Here is a 17,047-nt window from a genome sequence, read left to right as displayed (position 1 = left end):
GGTGCTGCGGGTCAGGACAGCCGCAGCGGACTGCCGGCGAAGTAGCCGGCCAGCTCCGCGGCGACGCTCGCGCGCGACGGGGGGTGGAAGGCCAGGGCGCGCACCGCCGAGGAGAGGTACGCCACGTCGGCGGAGCGGATGAAGGCCATCCCGCCGAGCATCTCCACGGCCTGGTCGACGGTCCGCGCCAGCAGGTCCTGCGTCGCGTAGCGGGCGGTGAGCACCGCCGCGACCGCCTCGTCGCCCTCCGTGCCGTCCTCCAGGGACCGGGCCGCGCCCTCCACGAGCGCCACCGCCGCCTCCAGGCGCACCGCGAGTTGCGCGCGCTCCGCCGCGCTGCCGCGGCCGCCGTCCAGCACCTGGGCGACCAGCGCGGACGCGGCGCCGACGTACGAGGAGGTGGCGAGCAGCTCGAACCAGGTGAACCCGGCCGTCTGGAGGTCGTCCAGCCGCTCGGCGTCCTCCGGAGTGCTGTGGATGACCAGGTCCCGCGGCACCTCCACGTCGGTCAGCCGGACCTCGTCGCTCTGCGAGGCGGCCAGCACCGGAGTGGCCCAGAACGGCCGCGTCTCGATCCCGGGGGAGGAGGCGGGGATCAGCATCAGCGCCAGCGAGGAGCGGCCGTCGTCGTGCGCCACCATCACACTGGCCGTCAGCACGTCCATCGAACGCGAGAGGCTGCACGGCTTCTTCGAGCCGTTGACCAGGTAGCCGCCCGGGGTGCGGTCGGCCACGACCGAGGGCGCCAGGATGTTCTGGTCGGTACGCCCCTCCGCCCAGCCGGACGCCAGCAGCAGCCCGTCGGAGGCCACCGCCGACATCAGCTTCAGCTGGGCGGGCGTCAGCCGGTCCGCGACCTCCGCCAGGCGGAACAGCATCGCCACCGTGAAGTGGTGCATCACCGTGGCCACGCCCAGGGAGGGCGAGGCGGCGGCGATCGCCCGCTGCACCCGCACCGCCTGGAGCGCGGAGGCGGCCGCGCCGCCGTACGCGGCCGGCACGAGCAGCCCGGGACCGCCGTGCTCGCGGTACAGCTCCAGCACGGGGCTGTCCGCGCCCTCCCGGGCCATGAGCGGCAGCTCTTCGAGTGCGTCGAGAAGGCCTGCGTGGAATTGCTCGCAGATCCCGCGCGCTGTCGTCAGGGAACGCATCGCCGTGTTCTCCTCGGGCTGTCTCGGAATTCTCCTCCGAACCGGCGGGTATTCCCCGTGATCCGAAAGTCAATATGCGCTCAGAAGTCTTTCACCCGCTATCTGACTGAGGCCTGACACTCATCTGACCAGTGGTTTCGACTGACCCACCACTGACCGTCGGCTGACCGGGAGGCGGCTCGGGGGTTGTGGGGGAGGCCTGCGCGTGCCATAAGTGAGGGAGTTGTCGGCGCGAGAATGGATCTGAAATGACCGGAACGGTTCTGGAGACGGATGTCGCGCTCGAAGCCATCCGGCAGTATGCGGACGCGGGAAATCCGAGCGCGTATTTCGCCTTCAGCGACGGGAACAGCTATTTCCGGCTCCCGGACGTGCCCGGGGTGATCGTCTACCGCCCCGTCGGCCGCTACCTGGTCCAGTTCGGCGGCCCCTTCGCACCCTTCGCCCCCGCCGGGCCGGACGGCCCCCGGGCCCGGCTGCTGGCGGGCTTCACCGCCTTCGCCGCCGGGCAGGGCCGCGAGATCGTCTCCGTACAGCTCCAGGGCGCCGACGCCGACGTCTACGTCGACCAGGGCTTCACCGTCAACCAGATGGGCGCCTCGTACGCCGTCGACCTGGAGACCTTCACCCTGGCCGGCACCAAGTTCATGCAGCTGCGCAACAAGATCTCCCGGGCGCTGCGCAGCGGCCTGGAGATCAAGGAGGTCGCGTACGACGACTTCGCGGACCGCATCGCGGAACTCGACACCGCCTGGCTCGCCACCAAGGGCGAGGGCGTCAAGCCCCTGGAATTCCTCGTCGGCCAGACCGGCGGCCGCTACCAGCACCTGCGCCGCCTCTTCGCCGCCGTCCGCGACGGCGAGCTGATCGGCTACGTCTCCTACGCCCCCGTCTACGGCCCGCAGTCCGGCTGGATGCACGACCTGAGCCGCCGGCAGCCCGACTCGCCGCCCGGGGTGATGGAGGCCCTCAACAAGGCCGCCATCGACGTGTTCACGGCCGAGGGCACCCGCTGGCTGCACTTTGGCTTCACGCCCTTCACCTCGCTGACGGCCCCCCGGTTCCCGGGCCACAGCCTCGGCTTCCACTGGTTCATGGAGCACCTGTGGGAGCACGGCGCGCACATCTACCCGGCGCGCACACAGCTCGAGTACAAGCAGAAGTGGGCGCCCTCCGCCGTGCTGCCGGAGTACATCGCCTTCCAGCACGGCGCGAGCCTGCCGGGGCTGGTCCACGTCTTCCGCGCCTGCAACGCGGTCTGAGAGGGAGGTCGTAGTGATGTCCGAGGAGATCCAGGCCCAGGGCCTGCTGGTCGTGGAACGCTTCCAGGCCTGCGCGGCCGCCCCCGACGACCTGGAGGCCGCCCGCCTCTGCGACGCGGACCTGGCCCGCCTGGACGCACTGCTGCGGGCGGCGGGGGAGTAGGCCGCGCGGAAGCGGGCCCCGCCGACACCGTCGGCGGGGCCCTTTCGTACGCGCAACGGAAAACGGGGGTGGCGGGGAAGGGCTCCCCGCCACCCCCTCGGGCGGTGTCAGCGCAGCGCCGGGCGGGTGCGCACCAGCGTGCCGGCCGGGCCGCGGACCAGCATCGGACGCCTGCGCAGGGCCGGTTCGGGCCCGGCGGGCCGGGACACGTGGGCGACCAGGAGGTCCTGGACCACCGGGCCGGCCGGGCCCGCGAGCAGCTCGTGCCGCTCGCGCGTCACCGCCCGCCGGTCGAACAGCAGCCCCTGCCCCGGCGCCGGGGCCGCCTCCAGCAGGGGCGCGGCCCCGCCGGCGCCGAACAGCCGCGACCGGGCCGTCCCCGCACCGGCCCGCCCCGCCACCGCCACGAGGCCGAACCCGCCGGCCCCCGCGCCCGGCGGCCCGGGCAGCCGCACCGCGACCGTGGACCCGGCCGGCGCCACCGTGCGGACCAGGTGCAGCTCGATCAGCCAGTCCGCGTGGACGTCCAGCCACGGCCCGCCGATGGTGCGCCGCAGCAGCGCCGCGAGCCCCGCCTCGAGCCGCCGGTCGGCCCCGTCGTACGGGACGTCGTACGGCACCTCGTACGAGGCGACGGGCAGGAAGAGCCAGTCGTCGTCCGCCGTCCAGGACATCCGCAGCCGCACCACCCGGTACGGAGGCTCCCGGAAACCGGCCGCGACCGCCCCGGGGACCGGGCCCAGCCCGACGAACGCGAAGCCGTGCTCCCGCAGTGACACGGCGGCTCAGCCCGCGGCGACGGGCGTGCGCTCGGCGACCGTGTCCCCGGCGCCGGGGCGCGCCAGGTCCAGGCGCTCGTCGAGGTGGCGGGCGGAGGAGTTGGCGCGCCACAGCGCGCCGCGGGCGATGCCCCGGCGCATGTAGGCGGTGTCGGCGCTCGGGATGACCACGTTGTGGAACCAGCCCGCCGCGTGCTGGGAGTCGATGGTGATGTGCAGCCGGTGGTAGGTGATCCCCACCTCCGGCAGACCGAGCCGCTCCCAGGCCCGTACGACGTTGCGGAACCGGTCGGGCGCCAGCCACTCGGTCATCCCGAGGAAGCCGACCGCCTCCGGGTACAGGTGCCGGTAGCGGCACAGCAGCACCGCGAGGTTCCCGGAGTGCAGGTCGGTGGTGGTCATGGCGGCCTCGAGGTCCTCGGCCCGGACGTCGAACACCTCGTAGATCTTGTTGAAGAGGTGGGTGTGCACGGCCTCCGGGTCGCCGTTGCCCATCTCGTCCCAGTAGTTGGAGGCGATCTCCATCTTGCTGGCGCCGGCCGTGCCGATCTGCATCATCGCGAGGAAGTCGTCGAAGCGGCCGTCGATCAGCGACTCCTGGATGACGTACGTGCGCAGGTCCTCGCTGCGCGCCTCGCGGTTGATGAAGTCGGTGTAGTACGGGTGCTTGAAGGCGCGGTGCTTGCGGACGAGGCCCTTGAGCCAGGACAGGAACTGCTTGGGATCGGTGGGCGCCGACTCCAGCAGCCCGGGCTCCAGGTGTGCGTCCTCGGCCTGGAGGGTGGCGTTCTCCAGCAGCCGGGTGACCTCGTGCAGCAGCACCGAACCCTCGGCGGTGGGCCGGTCGGGTATCTGCATCACCGTCTGGTAGATGCGCGACAGCAGGAGCTGCTGGTGGTAGTGGGCGTCGTCGCGGCCGGGGCCGGTGATGGCGGCGGCGTTCATGTCGGTGACGGCCTCGACGATGCGGGCGCGCTCGCCCAGGAACTTGGCGTCGATCTCGTCGGCGTCCACGGTCAGCCAGGACGAGACCTCGTCCACGAGCGCGGCGGCGTCGGTCCTGCGGATCGTGGGCACGTTGGGGTGGTCGCTGGTGGGCAACTGCGTCTCCATGTCTCTCGGGGTCCCTCGGGAAGACGACGCCGTGTTCGGGGTCGCGCCGGGTTGAGGAAGAAGAAGGACATACGTCTCCGTCACGCGAGCCCGCGGGCGGACGGGCGTGATGCGCTCGCTCCGCGAGGCCGGGGACGAGATGGGCGCCGAAGGGGCCCTGCCGTGTGTGCGTACAGGGCCCCTCATGCCAAAGCACGCGCATCCCTGGTCATCGGATCGGGATGCGCGTGCCTGGGATGAGCACCTGCGGAGAGGGCAGGATTCGAACCTGCGTGGGCAGAGCCCGTCCGGCGAAGAGCCGGACCCCATTCGGCCGCTTTGGGTACCTCTCCAACGGCCTTTCTCTGCCATCAGCTTGGCACGGGCCGGCTGACATGCTGCTGATGGATATCTGAGACGGGAATTGGCGTCAACCGGTCAGGGCCCCATCAGCGGCGGCTGGGATAGTGAAGGACGATCGAACTTCTTCGCAGGCACATTTCACCAGGTACACAGGGGAGTTCCCGTGAGCGCCGAAACCGCCAAAATCTCCGTTTCCCGTCTCTACAACGACGAGAACGGCGAATCGCATTTCATCGACGAGACGCTGGAGGTGACGGCCGTCAATTTCGCCCCGCCCGCGCCTTCCCTCTTCGTCTCCGAGGGCGTGCCGGCCAAGCAGGCCGTCTACCTCTACATCCCCGCCGGCTGGTTCGGCGACTTCCACCCGGCGCCGCGCCGCCAGATCATGACGCTGGTCAGCGGCAGGATGGAGTGCGGGGTCAGCGACGGCACCTGGCGCACCTTCGTACCCGGCAACACCCAGCTGGTCGAGGACACACAGGGCAAGGGGCACGCCACCAGGGCCCTGGAGGACTGCGTGATGATCGTCTCCCAGCTCGCCGACTGACGCGTGCCGCGAAGGAGGAAGGGGCGCGGTCCGGATTCCCGGCCCGCGCCCCTTCCGCATTCCGCCGTGCTTCTTATCCCTTGACGTAGCCGAAGCTCTCGGCGAGCAGCCCGTTCTCCAGGCGGTGCACGTTCACCCCGCGCACGAAGTCCCCGGCGCCGCTGCCCCAGCGCAGGGTCCAGCGGCAGACGGCGCGCTCGCCGGCCGTCCAGACGTCCTCGACCTCGAAGGTCATGTGCTCGTTGCCCGCGATGGAGGTCCAGAACTGAAGGCATTCGTCATATCCGACGTGCTTCGTGCCGTCGGGAGCCGGACCGGAGTTCTCCAGCCGGCAGTTCTCGGCGAGGATGTCCTTCAGCAGACCGGGGTCGTGCAGCTGGAATGCCTGGTTGAACTGTTCGATGACTTTGCGTGTCTGCTCGTCGGACATCGGGACTCCTCATGTCTCATGGCTCGGCACGGGTGGCCCGCCCGGTCGGAACGGGCCACAGGAGAAAGTAATACAGTCCAACGGCTCCCTGTCCAAGAGTTTGGAACTTCAGGCCATTTGAGTCAGTCGCACGTCAGTACCAGCCGCCTAGCTTCGTACTATGACCACAGCAGACAGTGCGCCTCTCGCATTGGCCTATCAGCAGGCCATCGAATATCTGGCGGGCCTCGCCGATCGGCCGGTGGGTGCCACTGCCGGCTCCGAACAATTGCTGAAAATGTTCGGTGGCCCGCTGCCCGCCGGACCGTCCGGGCCCACCGACACCATCGAACTCCTCGGCCGCGCGGTCGCCGAAGGCGGCATCCCCACGGCCAACGGCCCCCGTTACTTCGGCTACGTCACCGGCGGCACCCTGCCCGTGGCCATCGCCACCGACTGGCTCGTCGCGGCGTACGACCAGACCGCCAGCCTCTACAACCTCTCGCCCGCCATCGCCGTCGCGGAGGACGTCGCCGCGCAGTGGGTCCTGGAACTCCTCGGCCTGCCCGCCCACGCCTCCGTCGGCTTCCCCACCGGCTGCACCATGGCCCACCTGACCTCCCTGGCGGCCGCCCGGCACAAACTCCTCGCCGAGGCGGGCTGGGACGTCGAACGCGAAGGCCTGGGCGGCGCGCCCGACGTCGCCATCGTCGCCGGCGCCCAGCACCACATGACCATCGACCTCGCCGCCCGCTACCTCGGCTTCGGCACCGCGCGCATCCGCAACGTGCCCGTCGACGACAAGGGCCGCATGATCCCCGCCGCGCTGGAGGCCACCCTCTCCGGACTCGATGGACCGGTCATCGTCTGCGCGCAGATCGGTGACGTCAACTCCGGCGCCATCGACCCCGTCGGGGAGATCTGCGACATCGCGCACCGCCACGGCGCCTGGGTCCACGTCGACGGCGCCTTCGGCCTGTGGGCCGCGGCCAGCCCGAAGCTCCGCCCCCTCGTCGAGGGCGTGGAACGGGCCGACTCCTGGGCCCTGGACGCCCACAAGTGGCTCAACGTCCCCTACGACTGCGGCATCGTCGTCATCGCCCACCCCGAGGCCCACCGGGCCGCCATGCTCAACGAACGGGCCGGTTACCTCCCGCCCGGCACCGACGGCGAACGCGACGCCATCGAATGGGTCCCCGACTTCTCCCGCCGCGCCCGCAGCCTGCCCGTCTGGGCCGCCCTCCGCTCCCTGGGCCGCTCCGGCGTCGCCGACCTCGTCGAACGCTGCTGCGCCCACGTACACCGCTTCGCGGATCGCCTGACGGGCGTCGACGGCGTGGAACTCCTCAACGACGTCGTCCTCAACCAGCTCCTGGTCCGCTTCGGCGACGACGACGAGACGACCCGCCGGGTCATCGCCCGCATCCAGCGCAGCGGCACGTGCTGGTTCGGCGGCACGGTGTGGGAGGGCCGCGCGGCGATGCGCGTCTCGGTGGTCAACTGGCGCACCACGACGGAGGACGTGGACCGGAGCGTGGAGGTTGTTCTGGAGGCCGTGGCGGAGGAACTGCGACTGGCGACTGGCTGACGGCTGCGGGGGCCCGCTGTCTCCCCCTCGAGGGGCGGGGCCGGGCGGTGTTTGCCCACCCGCCTCCCCGGGTGCGGGCCGGTGGACCGGTGAACGGGACCCCCTGCGGCGGTCTCGCAGCCGGTTTGGGGGTTTCCCGTCAGTCCCATCGTCGTTCCGTGTCGTGCCGGCCTGTCAAGGGCGCTCCTTCGTCGCGTCACCGCGTGATGTCGCTTCGCGCCACCCTTGACAGCCCGTCCCGCCCCGGAAAGCCGAAAGACTGCCGGGAAGCCCCCCCAAAAGAACGGTCACGGGGCAGGAGTGGACCTTCCGGCCTCTCAGCGACGAGGCGAGGGGCCGGGGGCCGCCCTGCCGGGCATCCGGGCACCTTTCGTCCATGGCCCCGGCCCGGGGCTGGAGTCATGCCTTGCCGGTGCCGTCGGTGAGCTTGGCCCGCTTGGCGGCCACGGCTTCGGGACCGGCGGGGCCGCTGACTTCCTCGAAGTCGGCGATCGGCTCATCCAGGTCGCCACGCTCCTTCTGACGCTGGGTGGTGTTCTCCACTACAGACCCCGGACCATTGCCGTGAGCACGGGGGAGTCCGGGGCGGGCCGGACGGGGCCGATCGCCTCGTAGCCCCACGACTCGTAGACGCGCTGGACCTTTCCGTCTCCGGCGGCCGGGTTGACCATGAGCGACACGTACCGGTCCGCGCGGCCGGCCAGCAGCGCGTCATGGATGCGCCGGGCCAGGCCCGTCCGCCGGTGGGGAATCGTCACGCCGATCTCCCTGAGCGCCAGGGTGCGCGTACGGGTGTACTCCGCGTCCAGGTCGTCGTCGATCCGCTTCCACCAGAGGTCCCCGGCCTCCACGGTGTTGCCGTACGCGTAGCCGACCGGCCGGTCCTCGGCGTCGAAGGCGAGCACGGCCGCGAAGCCTGAAGTACGGCCGTAGCGTTCCAGACGCTCGGCGAGGGTGGGGACGGCGTAGTTCGGCAAGTGCAGCAACGGCTCGCGTACCTCGGCGTACGCCTCGATCAGCGGGCCGCGGACCTGCTCCAACTCGGTGAACCGACGTAGTCGGGTCTTCATACGAGGTCCTCCAGGTGTTGCGGCCGTGCCCGCTCAGACCGCCCCGTGTGCCGACGCTGCGGCTTCGATGCGGTGTGCCAGTTCGATGTCGTGCTCGGCGACGTACCCGCCGAGATCGCTCGAGCTGATCGAGACCTGCACGGTCTTGTAGCCGAGCGTCGCGTCCGAGTGGTGCCCGAGGTCGTTCTGGATGGCCGCGATGTGGACGATGAACGCAGCGCCCTGGATGTGCGGGACCGAGTACGAACGCGCGATGCGCCGGCCGTCCGTCGACCAGCCCTTCAGGTCCTTGATGCGCTCCTCGATCTGTTCCGCCGACAGAGCCTCAGCCACGGTCAAACCCCTTTGCCGATGGATGCCAGTACCTCCTTCAAGGCCTGGCCGATCGGCTCAGCTTGCCACGGCTGCATGGCCGCTTCCACGGCGGCCAGCTCGCGGCGGGCCCGTTCCGAACCGGTTTCCACTACGACCCCGGCCGCGTGCCGCGCCAGCTCCACGGCTCGCTCCGGTTGCCGCAGTGCGGCAGCGGCAACCGCTTGCCGGCCGGTCCACACGCCGACGTCCCGACGTGCGGTGGGCGGAGCCGAGGGGATGATCTGTTGCCACATTCGGTCGGCCTCCCGGGCCAGGCCAAGGCGGCCGTAGCAGGTGGCACGCTGCACCTCGACGTAGTGGGGCGTCCGCAGGCAAGCCGTGCCCCACGCCTCGACATCGACCGAGTCGATCAGCTGTCCGGCTTGGTCGAGCAGCTCGTCCACCTCGCGGCGGTCGCCCAGGAGCGAGGCGCCGTGCGCCTGCTGTTGCAGTGCGAAGACCTTGATCTCCGGTGAGAGACGCGAAGCGTCCATCAACGCTGCCTCGCACAGGTCCACCACGGCTGTCCCCATACCTTGATCAGTGCGTGCCATGGCACGGTCGACGAGGGCACATGCGACCGCTTCCCGATCCCGTGACCGGTGAGCGAGTTCCTGCGCGACGTCGTGGCAGCGCAAGGCTGCGGCAGGGGCGCCCGCGTCCAGGTAGAGCCATGCGGCGAAGGCCGCGTAGTGCACCCCGACCCGAGCCATACGCTGCCGTGTGGGTTCACCCGCCGCGTTGACCAGCTGCGCGATGAGGTCGCACTGGGCGCTGACCGTGCCGATGAGGGCGCGGGGGCCGAGGAGCATGTCAGCGCGGTAATGCCCGTCGAGTTGCTGCTCGAAGTACGGGATCAGTGCCGGATCGACGTGGCGCGGGGCGGGCAACGCGGTGCTGAGCGCAGCGGTCGTCACGGTGCCGACGAATGTCCGGCGGTCCATCTCGGCAACCCCTGGTGTGACCGGCGGTACCCCTGCGGAACGCGCTTGGCGCCGGGCCCGTCGGGCCACTGCCGCGGCTCGGTCCAATGACGCCGTTGAGACGCCGAGCACCGTTGCGAGATGCCTGCGCGTCTCCGGAGTCGGGAGGCGCTTGTCACGCTCCCAACGTCCAACCTCACGTGCATCCTTCGTGACGGTGCCGGATGCCCGGCAGTACTCGTCGGCCACCTGTTGCTGTGTCCAACCGTGCTCCTCGCGAAGCCGCTTGAGCAGCTGGCCAATACTCTCCGCCGACATGGGCCTCCCGTTCCGGCCCCCATTCTGGCCCCCCCCAATGGCCCGCAGGCAGGCCCCTCCAGAGGGTCGGTCAGCACGCTTTCCTTGACGGAGGGCAGCAGCCCACCAGCCCCCGGACCGCGCGGACGGTCCCGGGGGCATGGCCAACCTGAGGGAAGCAGGTCGATCTGTGAACCGTATGGCCCGAATCCTCGGCCCGGAGCCCCCGGGACCCGGTGGCCGGTACAGCCCCCGCGAGGTACTGAGCCTCGAGACCCCTGACGGCCCGGGCACGGGCACAAGCACCGCGCCGCTGTTCCTGCCCAGTGCCGAGCTGCTCGACCGGGCGCGCGTCGGGTGGGAGGGCTTCCTCGCCACCTTCGGGGAGGCGCCGGATGAGTGAGCGGTACGAGTACGTGCCGCACCGGCTGCTGCGCAAGCGCGTGCGCGACATCGCGTCCGGCGTCGAGGGCGTGCTGATGGCCGTCGTCAACGAGAACGTCTCCGACACCGGCGTCGAACGCTGGATGGAGCTCGCGTACATCCGGGGCGCGTCCGGGCGGGAGTTCACCACCGCCGTCGGCAATGTCCAGCCCGCCTGAGACCGCAGCACCCATCGGATGAAGGGACAGTTCATGGGCAAGCACCGCAGCCCGATCGGCGACGACGGAAGCCAGCCCGGGCGGCCCATTCCGCCTCCGCCACCCCCGCCGCCACCGCCGAAGTAGGGAGTCACCGTGAGGACCGAGAAACTCCTCGCCCAGATCGCTGCGTCGATGGGACGGCAGGTCGCCGCGCCCTGGGCGGCCGTGCTGGCGCGGCCCCCCCCGGGACGCCTTCCTGCCCGACCTGCTCTGGGTCCGGGACGGGCAGGGCGGCTACCGGATGCTGGACCGCGGCACGGACCCCGGGGCGTGGCAGGACGCCGCTCACAGCGATCAGCCGCTCGTCATCGAGTTCACCCCGCTCGGCGGGGCGCGGGTGCCGCTGTCCTCCGCCTCCGCGCCGAGCACGGTGGTGCGGCTGCTGGAGGACGCCCGTCTGCGCGCGGACAGCCGGGTCCTGGAGATCGGCACCGGCACCGGCTTCAACACGGCGCTGCTCAGCCGCAGGTGTGACCGCGGGTTCGTGGTGACCCTCGATGACGTGCCCGGGCTCTCGGTCCTCGCGCAGCGCAACCTCCGTGCCCAGGGACTGACGGCCACCGTCGTCACGGCCGATGGCACGGACGGCTACGCGGCCCTGGCACCGTACAGCCACGTGGTCGCCACCTGTTCCGTCCGGTCGGTGCCCCTGGCGTGGCTGCAGCAGACGGAGACCGGCGGCCGCATCGTCACCCCCTGGGACAGCGCCTGGCTGTCCTACGGGACCCTCGCCCTCGACAAACGCGAGGACGGCGGCGCCGTGGGCCGCTTCGCCGCGCACGGCTCGTCCATGCTCATGTCCACCCAGCGGGTGGCGGCTGACCTCGATGACGTCCTGGGGCCGGGCCAGGCCGCCCTCGCCGGCACGAGCACGCTCTCGCCGTGGGCCGTCGCCGGTGACGATCTCGACGCCCAGTTCCACATCGGCCTGGCCGTCCCCGGAGCGTGGCACTCCTGGGACACATCCGGGGATCCCGCGGCCGTACGGCTGTGGCTGGCCGACACCGGCGGGGGCAGCTGGGAGTCCGTGGACTGGGACGGGCGGCAGTCGGGTTCCTTCGCCACGCGGCAGTTCGGCCCGCGCCGCCTCTGGGACGAGGTGGAGCGGGCCCACGCCTGGTGGACCGCCGCCGGCCGGCCCGGGGTCGCGAGGTACGGGATGGCCGTCAGCGGCGAGGGGTGTCATACGCCCTGGCTGGATTCGCCCGGGACGCCCGTCCCCTACTGGAGGGCGGATTCGTCGCAGCGCGATACCCAGGCCGTGAAGGATTCCGAGGGGTCCGTGCGGTCCGACAGGTAGGCGCGGGTGAGGCGTTCCACGTAGTCCGGGAGGTCAGCCGCCGTGGTCTTGAGGCCGCGGAGTTTCTTGCCGAAGCCGCCCTCCTGGTCCGCGGCCAGGGACAGGCTGCCGCCCAGGTGGACCTGGAAGCCCTCCACCTGGCGGCCGTCCTCGTCCGCCACCAGCTGGCCCTTGAGGCCGATGTCCGCGACCTGAGTGCGGGCGCACGAGTTGGGGCAGCCGTTCACGTTGACGGTGAGGCCCGCCCCGACGTCCTCGCCGGCCAGGCGCTTCTCCAGTTCCGCGACGAGGGTCGCCGCGCGTTCCTTCGTCTCGACGATCGCCAGCTTGCAGTACTCGATCCCCGTGCACGCCATCGTGTTGCGCCGCCACGGGGAGGGCCGGGCCTGGAGGCCGATGCCGGCGAGGCCCGTGACCAGCGGCTCCGGGTCCGCCACGTCCAGGACCAGCAGCTTCTGGTACGGGGTCAGGCGTATCCGGCCGCTGCCGTGCGCTTCGGCGAGGTCGGCCAGCGCCGCGAGCTTCGTCCCCGAGAGGCGCCCCGCCACCGGCGCGGCGCCCACGTACCACAGGCCGTCCCGCTGGGGGTGTACGCCGATGTGGTCGATCGGGGCCGGGGGGAGCGAGGGGGCCGGGCCGTCGAGGAGGGGCCGGCCCAGGTACTCCTCCTCCAGCACCCGGCGGAACTTCTCCACGCCCCAGTCCGCGATCAGGAACTTCAGCCGCGCCCGCCCCCGCAGCCGCCGGTAGCCGTAGTCGCGGAACAGCCGCGCCACCGCCACCCATACGTCGGGGACGTCGTCGAGCGGCACCCACACGCCCACGTGCCGCGCGAGGACCGGCACCGTCGACAGGCCGCCGCCCACCCACATGCCGAAGCCCGGCCCGTGCTCGGGATGGACCGCGCCGAGGAACGCCAGGTCGTTGATCTCGTACGGGACGTCCGGCAGCCACGACACCGCCGACTTGTACTTGCGCGGCAGGTTGGAGAGGGAGGGGTCACCGATGTAGCGCGCGGCGATCTCCCGCACGGCCGGGGTCGCGTCCAGCACCTCGTCCGCGCCCACCCCCGCCACCGGGCTGCCCACGATGACGCGCGGGCAGTCCCCGCACGCCTCCGTCGTCGACAGGCCGACCTCCTCCAGCCGCCGCCAGATCGCCGGGACGTCCTCGATCCGCACCCAGTGCAGCTGGATGTTCTGCCGGTCGGTGACGTCCGCGGTGTTGCGGGCGAAGCGCATCGAGACGTCGGCGATCGCCCGCAGCTGGGCCGCGTCCAGGGTGCCGCCGTCGCTGCGCACCCGCATCATGAAGTGCTCGTCCTCCAGCTCCTCCGGGGCGAGCGAGCCCGTCTTCCCGCCGTCGATCCCGGGCTTGCGCTGGGTGTACAGCCCCCACCAGCGCATCCGGCCGCGCAGGTCGTCGGGGTCGATGCCGGCGAAGCCCTCGCGGGAGTAGACCCGCTCGATGCGCTCCCGCACCAGCAGCGGGTCCTCGACCGCCTTGAACTCCTCGTTGGCGTTGAGCGGCTCCCGCTCGCCCAGCGCCCACTGTCCCTCGGGGCGCTTGGCGGCGGCGGGACGCGCGGATCTGGCGGTCCGGACCGGCGGCGCGGCGACTGTCTCCGTCAATGTCCTGCTCCTTGTCGGGTGGTGCCGGAAAATCCGCGCCGAACCGTGTCGGCGTCAGGCGTCAGGCGTCGGCGTCAGGTGGTGCCGAGGCCCGCGACCGGGACGATCATTCCGCTGGGCAGCCAGCTCGTGGCCCCCGCGTGGTGGTGTCCGCCGCCCGCGGCGGGCCCGCCGCTGCCCGGTACGTACAGCACGGCCGCGGCGTACAGCTTCGCGGGCGCCGGCCCCGCCGTGCCGCGCGCCGCGCGCCAGGCCTCGTACCCGGCGGCGGTCGGCACCTCGCCGGGCAGCCGGGCACCGAGCGCCGCGACGTACTCCACCGCGGCCGGGCTGTTCGGCGCGTACCGCAGCGGGATCAGCTGGCCCGCGCTCGGCGAGAGCAGCGGCGCCGTCAGCAGCCACGGCGCCAGGTAGGTGCCCTCGGCGGTGCTGCGGCCCGCCTCGACGTCGCGTACGGCGGTGTCCGCGGCCGTCCAGCCGGAGGTCACCACCAGCGGCTGCCGGGTCGCGTCCGGCCCGCCCACGGAGATCCCCGCGCGGGCCGCGGCCCCGCGCACCTCGGCGGCGGCGGCCCGCCCGCGCGGCGAGTCGTCCTCGACCAGCGCCAGCGAACGCGCCCCGCGCCCGGCGAGGAAGCCCACGGTCTCCCGCAGCGCCGCCGCGTCCGCCTGCGTCAGGGCGTCGGACGGGCAGGCCGCCGGCGGCTTCGCGCTGCCCCCGAGCACCGCCCCGGCGGCCGCGCTCGCGCACTCCGGCCCGTCGGCACCGCTCAGCCCGGCCGGGGCCGCCTTCCCGCCGGCGCGGCCCGTGTCCACCGCCAGCGGGGCGAGCGACCCGCCGGCGGAGACCCACACCCGCCCGGGCCCGGCGGGCAGTTCGACCGGCACCCACGTCAGGGCCGAGCCGGGCCGCCGCCCGCCCCGCACGAGCCGCTCCCGGTCCGTTCCGGCGGAGGCCTCGGCGGCGGCGACGCCCACCAGGTTGTAGCCCGGCCGGTTCGGCACCACCAGTACCGGCACCTGTTCACCGCCCAGCCCCAGCGAGCCCAGCAGCGGCCCCGCCGACATCCGCCGCGCCCCGCCCTCCGGCAGCGACGGCCCGCCCCAGGTACCGGCGAGGGCCGCGCACGCCACCGCCGCGGCGAAGTACGCCGTGGCGGTGGTGCGGCGGGCGAGCAGCCGCGTGCGCAGCAGCAGCACCGCGCCCAGCGCCAGGGCGGCGGTCAGGACGACCGCCGCCAGGAGGACTGCGTTCACCGTCGGACGACGCTGTCGCTGACCACGAACAGGACGCCGTGCGGCTGCGCGTCGCCGAAGTCGCCGTGCGGCCACGACGCCCGGTTGAAGCCGACGCACGGCTTGCCGGTGTGCTCGTCGCGGAAGGACCGGTCGAGGCTGACCTTGCCGCGACGGTCGAGGTCGAACATGCACACCCGGTGGTCGCCGCCGCCGCCGAAGGAGCCGGCGACGAAGTAGTTGGCCACCGCGATCCGGCCGACCTGGGCCGTCTCCCGGTAGACGCCGTCCGCGCCGCGCTTGAAGTTGTCCATGGCACCCCAGTGCGGGCCGCCCGAGCTGACGTCGCGGATCGGGACGGTGCTCACCAGCTCCGGGCAGTCGCGCTCGTGCCCGCCCCGGCTGACCTCGCTCAGCTCGTCGACCGAGCACTTCGCGCCGGTGCCGGCGGCGAGCAGCTTCTGGATGTCCAGGACGTAGATCATGCCCGTGGTCTCGTCCAGCGGCTTGCCGTACGGCACCGACTGGCCCATCACCGTGTGGAAGAGGAAGCGGTCGTCGGGGCTGACGGCCAGCCAGCTGCCGTTGTCACCGCTGCCGGTGACCGTCTTGTCGCGCTGGAAGGCCCGGTAGGCGGTGGTGTCGTCGAAGACCTCCTTCCACTGCGGGTCGGGTGCGGTGATGTCCGGGGTGTAGAAGACCGCCCCACCCGCCATCGAGGAGACGAACGCGCCCTTGTGCCCGGGCCGGTTGGTCATCGCGGTCTCCATGACCACCCGCGACTCGCGGAAGAAGGCCCGCTGCTCCTGCGCCCCGCGCGGTCCGTCGGCGACCTTGGACACCGACTTCAGCGTGGGGTTGTCGCGGTCGGTGATGTCGAAGACGCGGACCGTCTGGCGGGCCAGGTTCTCCTTCAGCGCCGAGTCGGGCGTCATGAAGTTGCGGGCCTCGGCGAAGTCGCTCGCCACCATGATGTTCAGGTCCTCGCGGACCGCCACCCCGTGCGGGTTGGCGCAGGTCGCCGCCGGCAGCGCGGGGACGTTGCCGCACTGGGCCGGGTCCTCGCCCGCCGCGGTGGCGGCCGGGATCTCCGCGAGGGTCCTGCCGTCCTTGCCGATCCGGACGATCTCGCCGGGCGATCCGGCGGCCCCGTTGCCGACGCGCACCTCACCGTTGGTGTAGGTGCAGGGGCCCGTCACGTTCGGGCCGCCCATGTACGTGCCGTACGCGGTCCCGTCGCTCAGCACCTGGTAGGCGTCGGGCAGGGTCCCGCAGGGGGTGTCGGCGGTGGTGTTGACCCCGGCGATCGTCAGCGCGGGCAAGGCCTTCGCGTCGAAGACGAACGTGGTGTCGCTCATGATGCCGCCGGCGTAGATCCGGTCGCCCTTGTGCCACACGTACTGCATGTGGTGCGGCTCGTTGCCGTTGTTCGGGCCCACGGTGACCGTGTTGGCGACCTTCCCGTACGTGGGGGAGCCCGGGGTGGCGTCGATGACGGTCAGGAAGTCGGGGGCCGGCTGCTTGGCCGGCCCGGACCAGACGAGCATCCACTGCCGGCCGGGCCCGCGGGAGGCGTCCACCAGGTGGTTGGTCGCCGTGTACGTGACGCCGTCGCTGCCCTGGAAGCTGGAGGTCCAGGTCTCCGGCGTACCGGCTGCGGCGGGACCCGCCGCGGTGAGCATGGAGGCGGTGAGTCCCACCGCCGACAGACAGAGTGCGAGGCGGCGTATCAGCCTTCCTCGGCGCAGACCTTGCAGGCTCATTTTCTCCGCGTGCCCTCTCCGGGGTAACGGCCGGAAAAAGGCGGACCGGCCGGTCGACGGGAATTTCAAAGCGATTTTCGGCTCACTATGGCACAAGGGCGCTGGCGGTCCGCTGATAGGAGCCTTACCGCACCCTGACACCGTGTCCGGAGGAACTGGACAGGAACTCGACAAAACCCCTGAAGTGCTCGTAATCGCTGGTGGTGGGCGTAGGGTGGCGAATTCTCGCCGAAAATGACCGCGATCAGCGTACCGTCAGTGCTTTATGTGTCGGCATTGCTAATCTCGGCACAGAAAATTTCCTGCCCGTTCGCCGCGTTCCCCATTCGAAGGAGCCGCCGGATGACGACGACTCAAGTGCACGGAAATATGAGAGGACTCGCCGAGCGGGCGGGCCGGGACCTGGAGGACGCTTCCGCCCCGGAGATCCTGCGGTGGGCGGTGGAGACGTTCGGGGCCAGGTTCTGTGTGACGTC

18 protein-coding genes, 1 tRNA gene and 2 pseudogenes are annotated in these 17,047 nt (G+C 71.8%); 8 read left to right on the top strand and 13 right to left on the bottom strand.

The window, feature by feature from the left end; genetic code table 11:
• Positions 1–11: 11 nt before the first annotated feature.
• Positions 12–1,151 (bottom strand): acyl-CoA dehydrogenase family protein, encoded by a 1,140-nt coding sequence (locus ACZ51S_RS31000; RefSeq protein WP_468479431.1) that lies wholly within the window; start codon positions 1,149–1,151, stop codon positions 12–14.
• Between the two features lie 248 nt (positions 1,152–1,399).
• Here ACZ51S_RS31000 and ACZ51S_RS30995 point away from each other — a divergent pair, with 248 nt between their 5' ends.
• Both ACZ51S_RS30995 and ACZ51S_RS30990 read left to right on the top strand, forming a co-directional pair.
• Positions 1,400–2,413 (top strand): bifunctional lysylphosphatidylglycerol flippase/synthetase MprF, encoded by a 1,014-nt coding sequence (locus tag ACZ51S_RS30995; protein WP_468479432.1) that lies wholly within the window; start codon positions 1,400–1,402, stop codon positions 2,411–2,413.
• A gap of 16 nt (positions 2,414–2,429) precedes the next feature.
• Complete coding sequence (locus ACZ51S_RS30990) at positions 2,430–2,576, top strand: hypothetical protein (RefSeq protein ID WP_388944031.1); 147 nt, start codon at positions 2,430–2,432, stop codon at positions 2,574–2,576.
• Positions 2,577–2,683: 107 nt separating this feature from the next.
• On the opposite strand, the gene ACZ51S_RS30985 is transcribed toward ACZ51S_RS30990, so the two are convergent.
• The 3 genes from ACZ51S_RS30985 to ACZ51S_RS30975 form a co-directional block, all read right to left on the bottom strand.
• A complete protein-coding gene (locus ACZ51S_RS30985; protein WP_468479433.1) occupies positions 2,684–3,355 on the bottom strand; it encodes a hypothetical protein in 672 nt (223 codons plus the stop codon).
• Positions 3,356–3,361: 6 nt separating this feature from the next.
• Entirely contained in the window at positions 3,362–4,468 is a 1,107-nt protein-coding gene (locus ACZ51S_RS30980; RefSeq protein ID WP_468479434.1) for an iron-containing redox enzyme family protein, read from the bottom strand.
• A gap of 247 nt (positions 4,469–4,715) precedes the next feature.
• Positions 4,716–4,800 (bottom strand) — tRNA-Lys (locus tag ACZ51S_RS30975).
• A 173-nt stretch (positions 4,801–4,973) separates the two neighbouring features.
• Here ACZ51S_RS30975 and ACZ51S_RS30970 point away from each other — a divergent pair.
• Entirely contained in the window at positions 4,974–5,357 is a 384-nt protein-coding gene (locus ACZ51S_RS30970; protein WP_361608284.1) for a cupin domain-containing protein, read from the top strand.
• Between the two features lie 73 nt (positions 5,358–5,430).
• On the opposite strand, the gene ACZ51S_RS30965 is transcribed toward ACZ51S_RS30970, so the two are convergent.
• A complete protein-coding gene (locus ACZ51S_RS30965; RefSeq protein ID WP_468480062.1) occupies positions 5,431–5,787 on the bottom strand; it encodes a nuclear transport factor 2 family protein in 357 nt (118 codons plus the stop codon).
• A 277-nt stretch (positions 5,788–6,064) separates the two neighbouring features.
• Here ACZ51S_RS30965 and ACZ51S_RS30960 point away from each other — a divergent pair, with 277 nt between their 5' ends.
• Positions 6,065–7,354: a pyridoxal phosphate-dependent decarboxylase family protein gene (locus ACZ51S_RS30960; RefSeq protein ID WP_468480063.1), complete on the top strand. Its 1,290-nt coding sequence runs from the start codon at positions 6,065–6,067 to the stop codon at positions 7,352–7,354.
• 399 nt (positions 7,355–7,753) lie between these two features.
• On the opposite strand, the gene ACZ51S_RS30955 is transcribed toward ACZ51S_RS30960, so the two are convergent.
• The 5 genes and pseudogenes from ACZ51S_RS30955 to ACZ51S_RS30935 form a co-directional block, all read right to left on the bottom strand.
• Complete coding sequence (locus tag ACZ51S_RS30955) at positions 7,754–7,897, bottom strand: hypothetical protein (RefSeq protein WP_468480064.1); 144 nt, start codon at positions 7,895–7,897, stop codon at positions 7,754–7,756.
• On the bottom strand, positions 7,897–8,424 hold the full coding sequence (locus ACZ51S_RS30950) for a GNAT family N-acetyltransferase (RefSeq protein ID WP_468804239.1): 528 nt from the start codon (positions 8,422–8,424) through the stop codon (positions 7,897–7,899). Before ACZ51S_RS30950 ends, ACZ51S_RS30955 begins: the two co-directional genes overlap by 1 nt.
• Positions 8,425–8,457: 33 nt before the next feature.
• The gene (locus tag ACZ51S_RS30945) at positions 8,458–8,757 is read right to left on the bottom strand and encodes a 4a-hydroxytetrahydrobiopterin dehydratase (protein WP_468804237.1); all 300 of its coding nucleotides are present in this window, start codon (positions 8,755–8,757) and stop codon (positions 8,458–8,460) included.
• A gap of 2 nt (positions 8,758–8,759) precedes the next feature.
• On the bottom strand, positions 8,760–9,722 hold the full coding sequence (locus tag ACZ51S_RS30940; RefSeq protein WP_468804285.1) for a Twin-arginine translocation pathway signal: 963 nt from the start codon (positions 9,720–9,722) through the stop codon (positions 8,760–8,762).
• Between the two features lie 102 nt (positions 9,723–9,824).
• A pseudogene (locus tag ACZ51S_RS30935) lies at positions 9,825–10,019 on the bottom strand (helix-turn-helix domain-containing protein); the annotation flags it as partial.
• A gap of 178 nt (positions 10,020–10,197) precedes the next feature.
• On the opposite strand from ACZ51S_RS30935, the gene ACZ51S_RS30930 reads away from it, so the two are divergent.
• The 3 genes from ACZ51S_RS30930 to ACZ51S_RS30920 all read left to right on the top strand — a co-directional run bounded on the left by ACZ51S_RS30930 (position 10,198) and on the right by ACZ51S_RS30920 (position 11,942).
• Entirely contained in the window at positions 10,198–10,401 is a 204-nt protein-coding gene (locus ACZ51S_RS30930; protein WP_468962648.1) for a hypothetical protein, read from the top strand.
• Positions 10,394–10,600: a hypothetical protein gene (locus tag ACZ51S_RS30925; protein ID WP_468804234.1), complete on the top strand. Its 207-nt coding sequence runs from the start codon at positions 10,394–10,396 to the stop codon at positions 10,598–10,600. The genes ACZ51S_RS30930 and ACZ51S_RS30925 overlap by 8 nt, the downstream gene beginning before the upstream one ends.
• A gap of 283 nt (positions 10,601–10,883) precedes the next feature.
• On the top strand, positions 10,884–11,942 hold the full coding sequence (locus ACZ51S_RS30920; protein WP_468962645.1) for a methyltransferase domain-containing protein: 1,059 nt from the start codon (positions 10,884–10,886) through the stop codon (positions 11,940–11,942).
• Here ACZ51S_RS30920 and ACZ51S_RS30915 read toward each other — a convergent pair.
• From ACZ51S_RS30915 to ACZ51S_RS30905, 3 genes are all read right to left on the bottom strand, one after another.
• Complete coding sequence (locus ACZ51S_RS30915; RefSeq protein ID WP_468480071.1) at positions 11,864–13,573, bottom strand: nitrite/sulfite reductase; 1,710 nt, start codon at positions 13,571–13,573, stop codon at positions 11,864–11,866. The genes ACZ51S_RS30920 and ACZ51S_RS30915 overlap by 79 nt on opposite strands.
• Positions 13,574–13,647: 74 nt before the next feature.
• The gene (locus ACZ51S_RS30910) at positions 13,648–14,829 is read right to left on the bottom strand and encodes a hypothetical protein (RefSeq protein ID WP_468888481.1); all 1,182 of its coding nucleotides are present in this window, start codon (positions 14,827–14,829) and stop codon (positions 13,648–13,650) included.
• Complete coding sequence (locus tag ACZ51S_RS30905; protein ID WP_468888484.1) at positions 14,826–16,571, bottom strand: hypothetical protein; 1,746 nt, start codon at positions 16,569–16,571, stop codon at positions 14,826–14,828. The genes ACZ51S_RS30910 and ACZ51S_RS30905 overlap by 4 nt, the downstream gene beginning before the upstream one ends.
• Positions 16,572–16,913: 342 nt before the next feature.
• Here ACZ51S_RS30905 and ACZ51S_RS30900 point away from each other — a divergent pair.
• A pseudogene (locus tag ACZ51S_RS30900) lies at positions 16,914–17,047 on the top strand (phosphoadenylyl-sulfate reductase); the annotation flags it as partial.

Source organism: Streptomyces sp. NPDC034043 (assembly GCF_055575675.1).
Note: the sequence above shows the minus strand (reverse complement) of the source record. Positions and strands in the feature narration are given on the sequence as shown.

Bases quoted from the DNA above. Each gene is read 5' to 3' on its own strand.
- ACZ51S_RS30960 (WP_468480063.1), top strand. From the start codon at position 6,065: ATGTTCGGTGGCCCGCTGCCCGCCGGACCGTCCGGGCCCACCGACACC.
- ACZ51S_RS30950 (WP_468804239.1), bottom strand. From the start codon at position 8,424: ATGAAGACCCGACTACGTCGGTTCACCGAGTTGGAGCAGGTCCGCGGC.
- ACZ51S_RS30905 (WP_468888484.1), bottom strand. From the start codon at position 16,571: ATGAGCCTGCAAGGTCTGCGCCGAGGAAGGCTGATACGCCGCCTCGCA.
- ACZ51S_RS30980 (WP_468479434.1), bottom strand. From the start codon at position 4,468: ATGGAGACGCAGTTGCCCACCAGCGACCACCCCAACGTGCCCACGATC.
- ACZ51S_RS30995 (WP_468479432.1), top strand. From the start codon at position 1,400: ATGACCGGAACGGTTCTGGAGACGGATGTCGCGCTCGAAGCCATCCGG.
- ACZ51S_RS30925 (WP_468804234.1), top strand. From the start codon at position 10,394: ATGAGTGAGCGGTACGAGTACGTGCCGCACCGGCTGCTGCGCAAGCGC.
- ACZ51S_RS30940 (WP_468804285.1), bottom strand. From the start codon at position 9,722: ATGGACCGCCGGACATTCGTCGGCACCGTGACGACCGCTGCGCTCAGC.
- ACZ51S_RS30930 (WP_468962648.1), top strand. From the start codon at position 10,198: ATGGCCCGAATCCTCGGCCCGGAGCCCCCGGGACCCGGTGGCCGGTAC.
- ACZ51S_RS30920 (WP_468962645.1), top strand. From the start codon at position 10,884: ATGCTGGACCGCGGCACGGACCCCGGGGCGTGGCAGGACGCCGCTCAC.
- ACZ51S_RS30965 (WP_468480062.1), bottom strand. From the start codon at position 5,787: ATGTCCGACGAGCAGACACGCAAAGTCATCGAACAGTTCAACCAGGCA.
- ACZ51S_RS30990 (WP_388944031.1), top strand. From the start codon at position 2,430: ATGTCCGAGGAGATCCAGGCCCAGGGCCTGCTGGTCGTGGAACGCTTC.
- ACZ51S_RS31000 (WP_468479431.1), bottom strand. From the start codon at position 1,151: ATGCGTTCCCTGACGACAGCGCGCGGGATCTGCGAGCAATTCCACGCA.